General features: G+C 58.5%; 19 protein-coding genes. 13 read left to right on the forward strand and 6 right to left on the reverse strand.

Features of this window, described 5'->3' with window-relative positions; translation table 11 throughout:
- Positions 1–148: 148 nt before the first annotated feature.
- The 6 genes from Q1A63_RS24370 to Q1A63_RS24395 all read left to right on the forward strand — a co-directional run bounded on the left by Q1A63_RS24370 (position 149) and on the right by Q1A63_RS24395 (position 4,930).
- The gene (locus Q1A63_RS24370) at positions 149–1,030 is read left to right on the forward strand and encodes a LysR family transcriptional regulator (RefSeq protein ID WP_298976535.1); all 882 of its coding nucleotides are present in this window, start codon (positions 149–151) and stop codon (positions 1,028–1,030) included.
- A 273-nt stretch (positions 1,031–1,303) separates the two neighbouring features.
- Complete coding sequence (locus Q1A63_RS24375) at positions 1,304–2,332, forward strand: extracellular solute-binding protein (RefSeq protein WP_298976534.1); 1,029 nt, start codon at positions 1,304–1,306, stop codon at positions 2,330–2,332.
- Between the two features lie 249 nt (positions 2,333–2,581).
- Positions 2,582–2,761, forward strand: a complete 180-nt coding sequence (gene hemP, locus Q1A63_RS24380) for a hemin uptake protein HemP (RefSeq protein ID WP_298976532.1) — start codon at positions 2,582–2,584, stop codon at positions 2,759–2,761.
- On the forward strand, positions 2,758–3,240 hold the full coding sequence (locus Q1A63_RS24385; protein ID WP_298976530.1) for a hypothetical protein: 483 nt from the start codon (positions 2,758–2,760) through the stop codon (positions 3,238–3,240). Before hemP ends, Q1A63_RS24385 begins: the two co-directional genes overlap by 4 nt.
- 29 nt (positions 3,241–3,269) lie before the next feature.
- Complete coding sequence (locus Q1A63_RS24390; RefSeq protein WP_298976529.1) at positions 3,270–4,529, forward strand: imelysin family protein; 1,260 nt, start codon at positions 3,270–3,272, stop codon at positions 4,527–4,529.
- Positions 4,530–4,684: 155 nt separating this feature from the next.
- Entirely contained in the window at positions 4,685–4,930 is a 246-nt protein-coding gene (locus tag Q1A63_RS24395; protein WP_298976527.1) for a DUF1289 domain-containing protein, read from the forward strand.
- Between the two features lie 30 nt (positions 4,931–4,960).
- Here Q1A63_RS24395 and Q1A63_RS24400 read toward each other — a convergent pair whose 3' ends face one another.
- A complete protein-coding gene (locus Q1A63_RS24400; protein WP_298976525.1) occupies positions 4,961–5,431 on the reverse strand; it encodes a DNA starvation/stationary phase protection protein in 471 nt (156 codons plus the stop codon).
- A 110-nt stretch (positions 5,432–5,541) separates the two neighbouring features.
- Positions 5,542–5,982 carry a hypothetical protein gene (locus Q1A63_RS24405; RefSeq protein WP_298976523.1) on the reverse strand — a complete coding sequence of 147 codons (441 nt, stop codon included), beginning with the start codon at positions 5,980–5,982 and terminating at the stop codon, positions 5,542–5,544.
- Positions 5,983–6,069: 87 nt separating this feature from the next.
- Here Q1A63_RS24405 and Q1A63_RS24410 point away from each other — a divergent pair, with 87 nt between their 5' ends.
- The 3 genes from Q1A63_RS24410 to Q1A63_RS24420 are packed head-to-tail and all read left to right on the forward strand — an operon-like array spanning position 6,070 to position 9,654.
- Positions 6,070–7,599, forward strand: a complete 1,530-nt coding sequence (locus tag Q1A63_RS24410; protein WP_298976522.1) for a di-heme oxidoredictase family protein — start codon at positions 6,070–6,072, stop codon at positions 7,597–7,599.
- Positions 7,596–8,579 carry an imelysin family protein gene (locus tag Q1A63_RS24415; protein WP_299632651.1) on the forward strand — a complete coding sequence of 328 codons (984 nt, stop codon included), beginning with the start codon at positions 7,596–7,598 and terminating at the stop codon, positions 8,577–8,579. Before Q1A63_RS24410 ends, Q1A63_RS24415 begins: the two co-directional genes overlap by 4 nt.
- A 1-nt stretch (position 8,580) precedes the next feature.
- Positions 8,581–9,654, forward strand: coding sequence for a DUF1513 domain-containing protein (locus Q1A63_RS24420; RefSeq protein WP_299632652.1), 1,074 nt, complete (start codon positions 8,581–8,583; stop codon positions 9,652–9,654).
- 30 nt (positions 9,655–9,684) lie between these two features.
- Here Q1A63_RS24420 and Q1A63_RS24425 read toward each other — a convergent pair whose 3' ends face one another.
- Together Q1A63_RS24425 and Q1A63_RS24430 are read right to left on the reverse strand one after the other, a co-directional pair.
- Positions 9,685–10,239: a DUF4202 domain-containing protein gene (locus Q1A63_RS24425; RefSeq protein ID WP_299632653.1), complete on the reverse strand. Its 555-nt coding sequence runs from the start codon at positions 10,237–10,239 to the stop codon at positions 9,685–9,687.
- A gap of 153 nt (positions 10,240–10,392) precedes the next feature.
- A complete protein-coding gene (locus tag Q1A63_RS24430; protein WP_299632654.1) occupies positions 10,393–11,019 on the reverse strand; it encodes a GNAT family N-acetyltransferase in 627 nt (208 codons plus the stop codon).
- Positions 11,020–11,258: 239 nt separating this feature from the next.
- On the opposite strand from Q1A63_RS24430, the gene Q1A63_RS24435 reads away from it, so the two are divergent.
- Positions 11,259–11,627 (forward strand): hypothetical protein, encoded by a 369-nt coding sequence (locus Q1A63_RS24435; protein WP_299632655.1) that lies wholly within the window; start codon positions 11,259–11,261, stop codon positions 11,625–11,627.
- Positions 11,628–11,635: 8 nt separating this feature from the next.
- A complete protein-coding gene (locus tag Q1A63_RS24440; protein WP_299632656.1) occupies positions 11,636–11,911 on the forward strand; it encodes a hypothetical protein in 276 nt (91 codons plus the stop codon).
- Positions 11,912–12,059: 148 nt separating this feature from the next.
- Here Q1A63_RS24440 and Q1A63_RS24445 read toward each other — a convergent pair whose 3' ends face one another.
- A complete protein-coding gene (locus Q1A63_RS24445; protein ID WP_299632657.1) occupies positions 12,060–13,124 on the reverse strand; it encodes a ParB N-terminal domain-containing protein in 1,065 nt (354 codons plus the stop codon).
- Positions 13,121–14,431: an AAA family ATPase gene (locus Q1A63_RS24450; RefSeq protein WP_299632658.1), complete on the reverse strand. Its 1,311-nt coding sequence runs from the start codon at positions 14,429–14,431 to the stop codon at positions 13,121–13,123. The genes Q1A63_RS24445 and Q1A63_RS24450 overlap by 4 nt, the downstream gene beginning before the upstream one ends.
- A 388-nt stretch (positions 14,432–14,819) precedes the next feature.
- Here Q1A63_RS24450 and Q1A63_RS24455 point away from each other — a divergent pair, with 388 nt between their 5' ends.
- On the forward strand, positions 14,820–15,515 hold the full coding sequence (locus Q1A63_RS24455; RefSeq protein WP_299632659.1) for a DnaA N-terminal domain-containing protein: 696 nt from the start codon (positions 14,820–14,822) through the stop codon (positions 15,513–15,515).
- A 105-nt stretch (positions 15,516–15,620) separates the two neighbouring features.
- Positions 15,621–16,208, forward strand: coding sequence for a DUF4157 domain-containing protein (locus Q1A63_RS24460; protein ID WP_299632660.1), 588 nt, complete (start codon positions 15,621–15,623; stop codon positions 16,206–16,208).
- Positions 16,209–16,221 lie beyond the last annotated feature (13 nt).

Below are 16,221 nucleotides of genomic sequence, written 5' to 3' on the forward strand. Positions count from 1 at the left end.
ACGGGCGCATTGACTGCGCACCAGCGCAAGTGTTTGGGAGATACTTTTCATTCTGATCACATCTGATTTGTCGGGTTTCCCGGACAATGGCATGTTTTTCAGGCGGATGTTATCGATATCCACGCACATTTGTTGGAGGGAATCTCACATGTTTGGCCCGCGACGCCTTTTGCCATCGATCCCGTCACTTCTGGCGTTGGAAGCCGTTGACCGGCTGGGAAGTGCGACAGCGGCCGCAGAAGAAATGTCGCTAACACACAGCGCCGTCAGCCGTCAGATCAAGGTGCTGGAGGGCCAGATCGGCATGCGTCTTGTCACGCGGGAGGGTGCACGGCTGAAACTGACGCCCGCCGCGCGGGACTACTGCGAAAGGGTACGGATCATCCTCGGCGATCTATCACAAAGCACGCTCACCCTGCGCGCCAACCCCTCGGGTGGCAGCCTCAACCTGGCGATCCTACCCGCATTTGGGGTGCATTGGCTGGCCCCACGCCTGAAATCCTTCGCAGTCGATCATCCCGAAGTAACGGTCAATCTGTCGACCCGCCTGGTGCCCTTCGACTTTGCACAGGAACGGCTTGACGCAGCACTGCATTACGGTGCGCGCGACTGGCGCGGCGTGAACTATCTCCCCCTTGCCGATGAGCATGTTCTGCCGGTCTGTGCGCCGGGGTATCTGAATGCGAAACCCCTTGGCCCCGCGGATTTGGCGCAGTACCCCCTGCTCCATCTCGCAACACGGCCAAATGCCTGGGAGGATTGGTTTCGCGCGCAGGGCGTGGACACCGGCAGCCTGCCGGGCATGCTGATCGACCAGTTTTCGACCATTGCACAGGCGGCGATCCATGGCATGGGCATTGCCTTGCTTCCTGATTATCTCGCACAGGCAGAGATTGGGCGCGGCAGGCTTGTGTCTGCCTGGGGCACACCCACCCTGACGGCCGGGCACTACTATCTGGTCTGGCCCGAGGAAAGCCCGACGAAACCACAGGTGGCGCATCTTGTTGAATGGCTGCAGGGGGTCGTCTAGGCCAGACGCCTCTCAGCCAAACCAAGGCGCACGTTGACCACCAGCCAATTTGACGATTCGCCGCAGTGGCGGTGACGCCTGAAAACCGCCCCTCGCACATTGCTGCGGCGCCGCGATATTCGACGCACAGCCCCTCACGCAGCAGATCAGGTCCAGATATCGAGCGAAAATCTTCCGGTCTGGAAAATTTTCCGACAAAAATACTCAGGAAGCTTGATTTTCTGCCGCGAAAAGTATCTGACTATTTTAGTAACCAATTCTAAGGGGGCTTTCATGCCACGTACCTCCCGGGTCATTGCCGCATCGCTGGCCGCGATCGCCCTGGCATGTGGACCAACAATTGCCGCCGCCACCGGGGAGTTGAACCTCTATTCCTCACGGCATTACGACACGGATGAGCGGTTGTACTCAGACTTCACCGAAGCGACCGGGATCACAATCAACCGCATCGAAGGCAAAGCCGACGAATTGATCGCACGGATGGAGGCCGAAGGCGTCAATAGCCCGGCGGATGTCCTTCTGACCGTCGATACGTCGCGGCTCGAACGCGCCAAGACTGCGGGCGTTCTGCAACAGATTGACAGCGCAGTTCTGGAAACCCGCGTCCCTGCCAATCTGCAAGACGAAGACAATCAGTGGTTCGGGTTCTCGCAACGTGCCCGCATCATCTTTTACGACAAAGCCGACGTGGCGGAGCCGCCGATGTCCTACGTCGATCTGGCAGATCCCAAGTACGCCGGGCAGGTGTGCCATCGATCATCCACCAATGTTTATTCGCAAACGCTGTTGGCTGCCGTGATCGAAAACTTCGGTGTGGAAGCGGCGAAGTCCTGGGCGCAGGGCGTTGTCGATAATTTCGCACGCACGCCGCAGGGCGGCGATACCGATCAGCTGCGCGGTCTGGTCTCGGGGGAGTGCGATATCTCGATCTCCAACACATATTACTTTGCGCGGGCGCTGCGCAAAGACGTCAGCGATCTGTCCAGTGACATCGATAAAATCGGCTGGGTCTTTCCCGCACAAAACGCCGAGGGCGCGCATGTCAACCTGTCGGGCGGTGGCGTGGCCAAACACGCGCCGAATCGGGACAACGCCATCCTGTTCATGGAATATCTGACCAGCGATCAGGCGCAGCAGTATTTCTCCGCCGGCAATGACGAATACCCCGCCGTGCCCGGTGTCGCCATCAGCGCTTCGGTGGCGAAACTTGGCCTTTTCAAAGCGGACACGGCGGATCTGTCGAAAGTCGCAAAGAATGTGCCAGAGGCCCAGAAAATATTCATCGACGTTGGCTGGGACTGAACATCCGCCCAACGCGCACACGAACCGAAACATCCAGAAGACCAAGCCCATTCTGTCTTCCCAGCCACCCAACAAGGGGCAGCCCGGAACACGCCAAAACCCGGAGGCAAAGATGACGAAGAACAAGAAAACAGATGACCAGAAACGAAACGCCTGCTGCCGGAGAGAGATAATGCAAGCCGCAATGATGGGTCTCGTGGAGACAGAGATCGCGCTTGAACATGTCTTTGACCGGTTGGGCCGAGGACTATGATGGCCTTGACACAAACCCCGCCCAAAGCCATCCAGACCACCCCGGAAACGGAAAACCTGCCTGCCTACAACGCACGTGAAATCGTTGGCAAAGGCACGCAGGCCCGCCTCGTTCTGGATGGTCAGACCTATTTCCTGCGCATCACCCGCGCCGGCAAGCTGATCCTCACAAAATGACGCCGGAACTGAACAAACGGGGCGGGGTCACCATTGGCAGCCTGTCCACCCTATGCCCTTGGGAAGCCTTGCTGGTCCGCGAATTGCGGCTGTGGTGCGCCGGGCCCTCCGGCCAGGCAGCGGTATGGCGTGACTACGCGTCGCATCTGTCCTCGGAGATGGCGGCGCAGGAAATTCGGGTGTTCGGCGATCTGATCACCCTGCTGTCGCGCAACGCACGCAGACCGTTGGTGCATCATTGCGTGGACTGCGACTGCCTCGGCGCTGATGAAGGCGTTTTCCTGCACATCGTAGGCGCCGCCAGCGAGGGAGATCTGGGGGACGCCGCGATGCTGGCGGGCCTCGTGGTTTTGCCCGCACATGCCGAACATGTTGCGCTGCTTGCCGCACAGGTGGGCACCGTCACACGCCGCATCAGCCGGTCCGCCGCGAAACACAAAAAACCCGGTGACGCGACAAATGTCGTCCGGCTTCACTGACCCGAATTCAATCTAGAGGAAAGCCAACCATGAAATTCAGACTATCAGCCATCCTGGGCACCGTTGCGGTCATCGCCAGCCCGGCCTATGCGGACAAGGCCGCGGTGCTGGACAATTACGCCAACATTGCGCTGGCCAAATACAGCGACAGCCTGACAACGGCGCAGGCCTTGCAATCTGCAGTGACCGCGCTGGTCGAGGCGCCTTCCGCCGAGGCGCTCCAGACCGCAAAACAGGCCTGGATCAGCGCCCGCGTGCCCTATCAACAGACCGAGGTCTACCGTTTTGGCAACGCGATTGTCGACGATTGGGAAGGCAAGGTGAACGCCTGGCCGCTCGACGAGGGCCTGATCGATTATGTGGATGCCTCCTATGGCGGCGCCACGGATGAAAACGAATATGCCGTGCTGAACGTGATCGCCAATCCCAGCTTTACATTGTCCGGCGAAACGGTGGATGCGGGCGAGATCACCCCTGCCCTGCTCGAAGGTGAGCTGCACGAAGCCGATGAGGTCGAAAGCAATGTGGCGACCGGCTATCACGCCATCGAATTTCTGCTCTGGGGTCAGGATCTGAACGGCCACGGCGCAGGCGCGGGTGCGCGTCCCTGGACAGACTATGCCATGGGCGATGCCTGCACCGGCGGGAACTGCGACCGCCGCGGCGACTATCTGAAAGCGGCCACGGATCTTCTGGTTTCGGACCTTGAATGGATGGTCACGCAATGGCAGGACGGCGGCGAAGCCCGCGCCCAACTCATCGCAGACGAAACTGCCGGGATTTCCACGATCCTGACGGGCATGGGTTCGCTCAGCTACGGTGAGCAGGCAGGCGAGCGCATGAAGCTCGGCGTTCTGCTGAACGATCCCGAAGAAGAGCACGATTGCTTCTCCGACAACACCCACAACAGCCATTTCTACGACGCGCTTGGCATTCGCAACGTCTATCTGGGCAGCTATACGGCGATTGATGGCACCGTGGTGTCGGGTCCCTCGCTGGCCGCGCTTGTTGCCGAAGCAGACAGCGCCGTCGACGCCGAATTGCGCGCGAAACTGGACGCGACCATGTTGGAAATGTCGCAGATGAAGACCGCAGCAGAAGCCGGTTTTGCCTACGATATGATGCTGGAGCGCGGCAATGAAAAAGGCGAGGCGCTGATCATGGGGGCCGTCGATGCTCTGGTGGATCAGACCCGTTCCATTGAGCGGGCCGTTGCGGCCCTTGGGGTCGATCAGATTGCCTTCGAAGGGTCCGACAGCCTGGATGATCCCAACGCCGTTTTCCAATAACGGTTTTGCGCAGGGTGTTCTTCTCCCCTTAAATCTCTGCGCAAACCACCTATTTGGGTGGTGCCACGCGCCGGTCTCTGATCGCTTCGACCGGCGCGTGTTTAACGATCAAATGACTGTCCCCCGCCAGCATCTGCAGCAGCAAGGTTCATCTCATGCCCAAGACGCCCAGCCCCTGTATTGACGTGTGCAAATACAAACGTCAGGGCCATTGCATCGGGTGTTCCATGACCAAAACGCAGAAATCCATGTTCAAAGCGTTGAAGAAAGACAGCCACCGCACCGCATTTGTGCAGATGTTGACGGCGCAACAGGACCAGCTGGGCGCATTCAAGCATTGGCAGAAAGCTTACCGCAAAAAGCTGACGAAACGAAAAATCGCGGCAGAGGATATTCTCTAACCGCGATCTTTATCGGTCTGGGACCGGCGTCTAGCTCAGATGTGCCCGCAGGAACCAGGCAAATTTCTCATGCTCCTGTCCGCGCGCAATACACAGATCTTCGGTCAGCGTGTCGCCATGGGAGGCCGCCAGCTCACCGGCACCGGCGAGCGTGCTGGCCAGCGTGACCTGCGCGTCCATCATCATGCGGATCATTTCCTGATCACTGGCGTGACCATCGTGTTCTTTGATCTTTGAGCGCTTGAGCATACCCGCCAGCGTGCCTTCGGCGTGTGCGTCAATGGCCCGAACACGCTCCGCAAGATCATCCTGCGCGACAAAATGGTCTTCATAGATTTTCTGGAAGAGATCGTGCAGCGGGCCAAATGCCATGCCCTTTACGTTCCAATGAAAATTTTGTGCCAGCATCGTCGTCACTGCGGTTTCGGCAACGGACTGGTTCAAAGCGTCGGCAATTTGTGTTTTAGCATCTGGTGTCAATGCGGCTGCAGTCTGCGTCATCTGCGCTCTCCCTCGATCTATTGGATGTCGGCTGGCTGGCGAAGTGCTGGCTGGCTGTGACCGAAACATAGTGCCTGATCACGGCTTGCCAAGCCTTTTTTAGAATTATTCTAATTCGGAGTGAATTGCTCGGAAATACGCGCCAGCAAAAATCCGATGTAACGCCGATCATGCGCTGCGACGCGGGACCGCAACAAAAAGGTCAGGCTGGTGGCATCGGCGGTGCTGATCGCCCGCAAACACTGCATGAGCCAGGCCTCGTCGAATGATAATTCCGCCACACCCGGCCGATACCAGACAACGGATTTGTTCAGCGCCGACCCAAGGCATTTGACAAGCGTGGCAACAAACGTGCGCTTGGCGTCCTCGCCGTCCAATGACAACAGCGCACAGGCCTCGAAAAGGTCCGTTCGGGCCGCTGCCCTGCACCCCAGCGCGGTCATCCGCAAATGGGTCAGAACCTCGCGCGCGCTGATATCCAGGACCGGCGGCGTACCCTTCTGCTCAGCAGGAAATACCGAAGCGGGGGTCTGTTGCGTGATGGGCATCATGTCGCAGCTCTTTTTTCGATTGTGACGGGTGGGGGACTCGCCAATGATAATTCCTGAGTATAGTTATAGGGTATATCGGAGAGCGCAATGATTCATAAACAAAACGTGCGGGCATTTTGTCTATTTGGCGCAGCGATCCTGGTATCACCCGCCTGGGCGACCGACCTGCAGGACCTGCACCTCGACGTCATCCCCCGCACCGATGAGGAACGCGCCCGCATCCAGTCCATCATCGCGCCGACCGAGGATTTCACCCAGGCAGAACAGTTCGAAGCGAATGCCGCGGGTGCCGCAACCGTGCGCCCCACCACCAACTCGAATGCCTTCAGCCAGCCGTCGGGCAACATCTCTTTTGAACGGGAACTGGATTTCAAGGTCGGCAATGGTCTCTTCAAGAAGCTTTGGGTGTCGTCGCCCTCCTCCACCCTTGCATCTGATGGATTGGGCCCGCTCTATAACGCGCGGTCCTGTCAAAGGTGCCATTTGAAGGACGGGCGCGGCCATCCGCCCGAGAACCCGCAGGATACCGCAACCTCCATGCTGGTGCGGATCTCGGTTCCGGCTGACGCATCAGCCATCGCCGAGATCGAAGACTATATTTCGAGCGCACCCGACCCCGTCTATGGCGGCCAGATACAGGATTTCGGCATTGCCGGACACCCCGCCGAGGCACAGATCAACATCCGCTATACCGAGATGCCCATCGAGTTGTCGGAGGGCGAAACAGCATCACTGCGCCAGCCTGTTCTGCAGCTTACGGATCTCGGCTACGGCCCGCTGCATCCCGAGATAATGACCAGTGCCCGCGTCGCGCCGCAAATGATCGGGCTTGGCCTACTGGACGCGATTTCAGCGGCGGAAATCCTTGCACGGGCAGACCCGCAGGATGCGGATGGCGACGGGATTTCCGGGCGCGCGAACATCGTCTGGTCCACGGTTTATGACCAGCCGATGCTTGGCCGCTTCGGGGTAAAAGCGGGCATGCCCAGCGTTTGGGAACAATCAGCGGGTGCCTTTCATGGCGACATTGGCATTTCGTCCACCTTACACCCAACGGGCTACGGGGACTGCTCGCAAAAGCAATCCAAGTGCCGTACCGCACCTGACGGCAATACGCCTGCCCACAACGACGCAGAAATTTCCGACGTTGGCCTGGAACTGGTATCGTTCTATTCGTCCAATCTGGCGGTACCCGCGCGCCGCGACGTGGATGATCCACAGGTTTTGCAGGGCAAGCAGGTCTTCTATGAGACGGGATGCATCTCCTGTCACACCCCCAAACACGTCACCCACCGGCTGGACGGGCAACCGGAGCAAAGTTTTCAGCTGATCTGGCCCTACACCGATATGCTGCTGCATGACATGGGTCCGGGCCTGGCAGACAATCGCCCCGAAGCCCGCGCCACCGGTCAGGAATGGCGCACACCGCCACTTTGGGGCATCGGCATGACGCAACAAGTGTCCGGACACACCTATTTTCTGCACGACGGGCGCGCCCGCAACCTGCTGGAAGCCATCCTCTGGCATGGTGGCGAGGCGGAAGCAGCTAAATCACGTGTCGTCGAGATGCCCAAAGCAGACCGCGACGCCCTCATCCGCTTTCTGGAGAGCCTATGACCCTTCGTAGTGTCACATTTTGCTGCGCCCTCATCCTTGGTAGCCCCGCTTTTGCCGATTTGATCGCGGTGCGCGATAACCACATCCTGCCCCGATATGCGGCGTTTGCCGAAGCGGCGGGGGCATTGGAGGCTTCGGCGGAAACAGATTGCACAGCAGCCGCGGTTATGCCCGCGTATCATGCGGCGTATGACGCCTGGATCGGCGTCAGCCACATCCAGTTTGGACCGATTGAGGCGCACGGCATCGCCTTGTCCCTTTCCTTCTGGCCGGATCCGAAGGACCGCACTGGCAAAGCGATGACCCGGCTCATCGCCGAAGTGGACCCGGTGGTTGCGGACGCGGAAGCCTTTGCCCAGGTCTCGGTCGCGGCGCAGGGGTTTTCTGCACTTGAGCGCCTGCTCACCGAGCCGCAGGCAAATGCCGATTATGTGTGTGCCTACACGCAGGCGATTGCAGGGCATATTGCACAAGCCGCGCGCGACCTGTCCGCCGACTGGCAAGGTGATTTCGGTGAAATCTTTGTCACCCCCGGCGCGGCAGGCAACACCACCTATCTCAGCCCCGGAGATGCGGATCGCGCGGTCTATACCTCGCTGTCGACGGCTCTGGAATTTATGCACGATCAGCGGCTAGGCAGACCGCTGGGCACGTTCGACCGACCGCGCCCAAATCGGGCGGAAGCGCGACGCTCGGGACGCAGCGCCAGACATGTGGTGCTGAGCCTGGAAGCCCTGCAAGAGATGACAAACGCCTTTTCCGAAGCCCCCCTGCCCGAGGTTAACAGCGCCTTCACAGCGGCCATTGACCGGGTGCAAGCTCTCGAGGATCCCTCCTTTGCAGGGGTCGCTGTGCCTGCTGAACGGTTCAAGATCGAAGTGTTGCAACGCAATATCCGCGATCTTCAGGTGTTGATCGCGGATGATATCGGGGCCGCCCTTGGCATCAGCGCTGGTTTTAACGCGCTGGACGGGGACTAAGATGCAGACGCGGCGCAGCTTTATGCAGGCAACGGCGGCAGCAGCCACTTTTCCGACGACCAGCTGGGCAGCAGCCGGGGCGCCAACACATCTGAGTGCCGCACGAAAGAAGGATGGCAGCTACCACCTTGTGGGGTTGCGCAGCGATGGCGAGATAGCCTTCACACGACCACTTCCGGGCCGAGGGCATGCCGCCGCGGCCCACCCGGAACGGGCCGAGGCTGTCGCATTTGCCCGCCGCCCCGGTACCTTCGCCCTGGTGCTGGAGTGCTCAGAGGGCGCTGTCTTGCAAAAGCTTCACGCCCCCGAAGGCCGACATTTTTACGGTCATGGCGCGTTTTCCCGAGATGGACGCAGGCTCTACACAACCGAAAACGAGATCGAAACCGGCGCCGGGCGCATTGGCCTCTGGGATGCATCCAACGGATACCGACGACTGGGTGAGCTGTCGTCAAACGGCATCGGGCCGCATGAGATCATCCGATTGCCCGGGACCGACACCCTTGCCATCGCCAACGGCGGCATCCGCACCCACCCTGACACCGGTCGGGAGAAGCTCAATCTCGACACGATGCAACCGAACCTAACGCTTATGAGCACGGAGGGAGAGATTTTGGAAGCCGCAGAGTTGTCCGCCTCCTTGCATCAGAACTCCTTGCGCCACATCGCCGGATTCAACGATGGGCGCGTCGCCTGTGCGTTTCAATGGCAGGGCGATGTCTATGACTCCCCGTCGATTGTTGGCCTCTACACACCGGGCGTCGGGCTTCAGCTGCTCGAAATGGACAGCGGGTTTCTACACGGGCTGGATGGATATGCGGGCAGCATTGCCACCGTGGGAGAAGACCAGATAGGCATAACCTTTCCCCGGGGCGGCGTGGCGCAGGTTATTGATTTAAAAAGAGAAACGTCAAAAATTTTGCGCCGGGCGGACATATGTGGCATTGCCCGCGCAGACCAGGACGCGCTGGCGACGGATGGTTTGGGCGGTGTGCAACGGATTGATGCCGGCAGCACAACCCCCCTTGCCCAGCACCCGCTGGCATTTGATAACCACCTGATCGCCATTGGATAACTCGCCTTGAATGGTGGGCGCGCATCGCCATTAGGCAGCCTTCAAGGCTTCGACATAGTCGCCCGGCAGATCGAATTCCTGCAGGACACGGGCCCGCATATCAGCGGACATCTTGCGGGCCGTTTTCGTGACAATGCCAAGCACTTTTTCATCCGCGTGTTTTTTGGAAAAATCGGCAAAATACCATTTCATGAACACCATGCAGATGGTGTCCTCCAACGCCTGCACCTCGGCATCCCTCTTGATGCCTTCCTTTCGCAGTAAAACACCCACGCGCGCGCAGTCCTCAGCGCCATAACCGGCATCCGCCATCAGACCTGCCAGCCTTTCGCCATGTGCACGCCCAAGATCGCGACGCCATTGCAAATAACCCGCCCGCCCTTCTGGATAGTCTCTGCGTTTGGACAACCACCGCTCGATATGCTGCCCCCGCGCCGCAATCTGCAACACCTCCGAAACATCTGTCCCAAACAGCCGCGCAAGCTCCGCGCTCATCCTTTGACCATAGATCAGACTGGCCCCATCCGGGTCTTTTGCATTCGCCGCATCGATCTTTTCCAATACTGCATTCAGCCTGTCGGTCATGCGTTTGCGCTCCAGTCTTGTGAAAGGGTCCCATCAGCGAACACGGTTGGTTCCTTGTCTAAGGCTAGCATAGTTATGCGTAATTGAAACACTATCGGAATCCCCTGCCCCGCCGAGAGAGCGAGTAGCTTCAAGAGGTCCGCTGCCGCCCGCCTAAGACAAGTTACGCCCCATCCAGACCGTTCGGGAAAGCGGGCAGGGTACTTCATCGAAGCTCTGGCTGCGCCAAAACCGGAGTGCACGCGGGTTTTTGGCGTTGGCACCGATATGAACGGCGGTGACCCCAAACTGCGTGGCAACGTCCACCCAGTGCTGCAGCAACGGGCGACCAATCCCTTGCCCCTGCAGCACAGGGAGCAGATTGAGATGAATATGCGCGGGAAACCGTGCCGCAACCTCCGCAGGCGCTGTTTCCGGTACATGGATCATATGACTGCGCCGCGCATCCGCCGACCAGGTGGCCCGAAGGGCTTGATCGGGCTTGGGATACTGCGCACGCAGTGACGGCCACCATTCAGCTTCGAGCAGCGTCTCGAAACGCGAGGTATCTGCCGTTCCGACGCAGAAGCCAGCAACCTCTTTCTCTCGCCCCACGACAAATGCCAGATCCGGCTCGAATCGCAGATAGGGCGCGGAGTAAATATGGCCCATCATCTTCGGATCAGCATAAAGATGGGTTGCATCGCCGCCAAGATGACCCGTTTCAAGCGATATCCGATAGAATGCGTCGGCATCGGCAGGCGTGGCTTTTCGGATTTCAATCACGCGGTCACCTCTCACTGCTCGGTGTGGTCAAACGGGCGCGCGCATCAAGCCCCCATGCCAAACCGGCTCCTCTTTACAACATTGGCAACCGATTCTTGTAAGACCGTGTTTCCCGAAATGGTGCCGTTTGTTCTGCGTCGGAACAGGGGGCTAAAATTCGGGGTGACAGCGTTGCGGGCAAGGTATCTTTCAGCCATTGGCTCCCCTTACCCCAAAAGGACCGTTTTCAAACCTCGACCATAGGAGACGCCTTTATGAAGACCAATTCTATCCGTGCCACCGCCTTGATGATCACCCTTACGCCGACGGCACCCGGGCCCGTTTCGCCTGAGGATCTGATCACGCAAATCTGCCCGGATGTCTGCGTTCGCGACGAGACGCTCACCGGCCCCATAGCTGAATTACGCCGGGCCTTGCGGCAGTCAGGGCGCGCGCTGCGCGTGTTGCTAAGGTCGCAGCGACGTTACGACCAAACGATTATCGCCCGCATTACCTGGAAGCGGGCGCACGCGCTGCGACTGGCGACTTTGTGGGTAGTATTGAAGCGGCCAATAATGGGCTTTCGCGACCGGCGGAGGTCGATCTGGACGACCCAGCAGAACAGCGCGCGCAAAATATTGTAGACTCTTTATTGGCACGTGCTGGCCGCTGCACCGAAACGCTTGTCAGCCACGAAGAAGGTGGTGGCCGCGTCGCCTATTACAATGTTGCAACACTCGGCTTGGCTGGGAAAGTCAGCGCCCCGCTGGACCGGCTGGAAGAGGTGATCGATGGTGGCTTTCGCAATGTCAGATGGGCACGACAGGAACCGTCTCTGGCATTCCTGCGGCGGGATACCCGCTTTGAAAAGATGATGCGCCCGTTTGGGCCATCGCCTTTTTCGCCGTTGCACCTCGGAGCATCCTGAAGTGGGTCGCGCGCGGTATTCAATCAGACAGGATGATCTTAACATATTGTTTTTATTTATATTTTATTCCGCTTTAGCTTAGCTACCTGTGGGTAACCGCACTGTACCCAGCATGAATTCTCCGGTTACCCACGGGTAACCCAACGCTTTACCGCGCCGTCACGCCCAGGCCGAGCGCTTCTTCGAAAGCCCGCACAGCGTCTTCGAGGCGATCTTTGGGGATGGTCGCAAAATCGCGCTCGCTCACCAGACGGCACTCCCCCTGACGAGCGGTCACCTTGGTCTTACCAACGAAGAATTCGAACTTCTGTTTCGCGGGAACCGTCTTGGGCGTAGCCGCCCGCACCCTCTTCTCGCTCTCCAGAAAACCCGACAGAACCCGGCTCTGCGCTTCGGGCGTGCTGCACTCTGCCAATTGCGCTCTAAGCTCCGCAGCTTTCTCTTCACTGCCGATCACCCGCGCCACGTCAACGCCAAGGTTCCGCGCGACGGCCTTGGGCCACTTCAAGCTATCGCCCAAAGTGGTGAGCAGAAAGACGAAGTTCCGAATGTAAGATCGCTTTGTCTTGTGCAGCGCCCCATAGAGACGATTGACCAATTGTGCTGGATCCGCTTCGTCGATCCCATCGTCCTGCGCGGCCGTGATCGCCACCTGGGCCATCTCGGCAAAGGTCAGATCCTCGCGCACAACGTTTTCTTCGACCATATCCACATAGCGCGAAATGCGATCCGATTGGCCCGGCTCTACCCGCGCGACGATTGTCGCGAAATCTTGCTCCCCCGTTTCGCTCAACAACTGCGACAGCGCCGTGAACCGTCGCCAGCCCTTTTTCAGCTGGTAGCGACCATCAGGCCCCGGATAGACCTCGACCGGCTCCTTCTGCCCGCGCTCGCGTATCGACGCTTTCAACTCTTCCATTTCATCCGAGGCAGCAACGGCTTCAAGCTCCAAGCGGTCCCGCGGCAAATCATCGGTCGCAATGTCACTGAGCGCCAGCTGAACGAGCACCCTGCCCTCCTCTTGCGCCGCTCGAAAAGCTTTAGCGTCCTCCGCATTTTGGCGGCGCAGTGCCACTTTGGCCTCCGTCGTCTCCTGCAGGCTTTCAGCCACATCTCGTACCGCAGCCCCCATAGGCCCCGGCGAACGCTCGCGACGGGCCCCGGTGGGCTTTGCATCAAGGGGTTCGAAGCCGAATTTATTTTTACTGCTCATTCTGCGGCCTCCTTTCGGGTTCCATTGTGTTTCCAGGCCGCAAGCACGGTTGTGCGAAATTCTGCGTAGGCCCGATCAAAACTCTGCCGCGCGCGCTTCCAGGTTTCCCGCGTCATCTGACGATAATCCTGCTCGTAGACGGACATCTGGAACCGGCCGGATTGCTCCACCGCGCGCGTCATTTCAATGGGGTTGGCGCAGACATCCGCGCCGAATACATTCTGGAACGCATCCATCATCGCCAGGTGCAACGGGTTCGCGCCCTCGTAGCGGGTCATCAGCAACCGAATATCGCTGAACTGCTTTGGCAGGGTGATGCCTGCGTCTGCCGCCAGCGACGCGAAACCCTCCGAGATGTCCGCCATCGCATCGCCAAGCTGTCCCAGATAGCTGGTTGTGCTGTCATATTCCCAATATCCGGGGCCCGACGGAATATAGAGGATGTCCGCGGCAAAGGCCGCATTCAGGGACTGATAGCCGATCGCTGGCGGACAGTCGAAAATGATGATGTCATATTGATCGTCCGGCAGCTCATCGAGGTAGCGCGAGACACAGCCAAAAAAGCTCCATGCTTTATGCAGCGACCGGTATTGTGCACTGGCAAATTCAACAAAGGCCGCATTGGCGCAGGACGGGATAATGTCGATGGTCGGCCAGCACGTCGGTTGAATGAAATCCTGAAACCGTTGCGCACCAATCGACCGCACATCATCCGGCAACTCATCAGAGGACGGGTAGGGGCAATCATCCGGATCGTCATATCCCTCCATGATCCGATCCGCTTCGCGGCAGAGATCTCGGCACATGATGCCCCAAACCGTATTCCACTCCTTGACCTCGGTTATCCCCATCGAGTGGGTGAGGGTGGCCTGTGGGTCGAAATCGACGCACAGCACGCGGTAGCCGTCGAGTGCTGCGGCATTGGCGAGATGCTGTGCCACAACAGTCTTGCCGACGCCGCCCTTGAAGTTCGAAACCGCAACCCGCATCGCACGCCCTTTGGGCCGCTCCGGTAACAAGTCTCGCCCCCTAAAACGCACCCTGCGGCGCAGCTCATTGATCTCCTGCAAAGAAAACCAGCGCTGTCGGCCATCTTCTTCTGTCAAACCCTGCGGCAGGGAAGGGTCTTCCGCCAGCTTCTTGCGCAGCGTATCTGCCGGCACATCGAACATGAACTGACTGATCTCCCAGATCGAGAAGGGTCGAAGCTCTTTCACCTCACCTGGTGAAAAGGTCGCCCTGCGCACCGCAGCTTGCTGAGCCAGGCTGCGTTCATTCATTGTCAGAAGGTCGTTGAAGTCTCTCATGGCGCTGCTCGTGTTTTTTGGAGTTGTTCGATGAATAACGGGATTTCATGATTTGAGCAAAAGGAATTTACGATTTCTCAAAATCCCGAATTTTCCCGCCGAACCAGTAGATTGCCGCATCTTACGAAATATTTGGTGACAGCCAGAGATTGATTTGCTGATATATGGTGTCACGAGGGGCACGATTTGGTGACAGCACGAATGTCACCCTTAACCAATATACCCTTTGAAATTGATATTTTTTGGTTTTTGCCGGATTGTCCCGTTTTTCGCGTCCTGTTGACAAAATACGGGATTTCAGCGTTTCTTAAGCCGTGAATGGAATCGGTCCAGAGAGATCGACATTCGAGGCGAACAGGATCGTAGAAGCAGTGGGCAGAAATTCAAAATGGAACCGCAAAAACTGACGGGACCGGAAGCCGGGCCCCTGAAATATGATGTGCTTACGGCCTTGTCCGTTGCCGGGCTGAATGGGTCGCAGACACTGCAGACCTCATTGATGCGTTTGATCGCATTGATCACGGCGCGCTACAATTGGCGTACAAATGAGCTTTCGGTTGGACAGCGTGACATAGCGCGCATGTGGTCGGTCAATGAGCGCACTGTTAAACGCGAGATGAAGCGGTTGACGCAAAGCAACCTGCTGATCTGCAAACGCAGCGGCGTGCGGGGCAGGGTAGGGGCCTACAGCCTCAATTTCAGACAGATCGCGGCGCTTTCAGAACCCTCATGGTCTTTGGTAGGGCCTGATTTTGATCATCGTATGCGCCAAAGATATGGCGAAGAGGAGGTCAAGGTTGTTCAGTTGCAGACCTATGTGCGACCAACCGAACCTGATCGCGTACCAAATCCCACACCCGGCACCTGGCAGAATGCGATGGCAAATCTGGCCCGGGAGCATCCCAACCTCTTTGAGGCATGGTTCACAAGACTGCGCTTTGTCCATTTCGAAAAGGGGGTGCTCCGCTTGAAAGCCCCCAGCATGTTTGTTCAGCGCTATATAGAGACACATCACATTCGCCTGCTTGCGGGTGTCGTGGAAGCGGAATTGGGGCCGATTGATCAGATCCAATTTGAATCATAGCGCACCGTAAAAGCCTATATGCAGATCGGTGTGATCAACTTTTTCACATGACGGGTGACGATGGCATAATTTTCGTGCTACGGTTGTATTCAAAAGGGATACATTATGGCTCATATTTTTGCTTCGGATCGGGCTCAGAAACCCCGGAATGCGGCCCAACCGGCAAGCCGGTCGGTGGCGGGTTCCCCTCTTGAGAACCTGCAACAGCACGCGGATGCCAGCCGTCACCCGCAAAATCTCAAGTCACTTCAGCGCGCGGCAGAGCCTGTTCAACGCATGGAAGACGAGGAAATGCTGCAAGGCAAAGCCAAGAACGGATCCTTGGCCGCCGACCCCGTGCAGTTGAAAGCTGGTGATGGATCGTCCCAGGGTTTGCCGGCTTCGCTTCAAAGCGGGGTTGAACAGCTATCCGGCGTCGACATGAGCGGCGTTCAGGTGCACTACAATTCTTCACGACCGGCGCAGTTGCAGGCGCATGCCTATGCGCAGGGTCAGGCGATTCACCTCGGGCCCGGTCAGGAAACCCACCTGCCGCATGAAGCCTGGCATGTGGCGCAACAGGCGCAGGGGCGGGTGCAACCCAATGGTCAGGTTGCAGGTCAGGCCCTGAACGATGATGCCGGGCTGGAACGCGAGGCGGATGTGATGGGCGCGCGCGCGATGCAAGAGGGAAATGCGTTAGAGCGTGACTAGGCGCTGTACGAAA

This window comes from uncultured Roseobacter sp. (assembly GCF_947499265.1).
GTDB lineage: Bacteria > Pseudomonadota > Alphaproteobacteria > Rhodobacterales > Rhodobacteraceae > Roseobacter.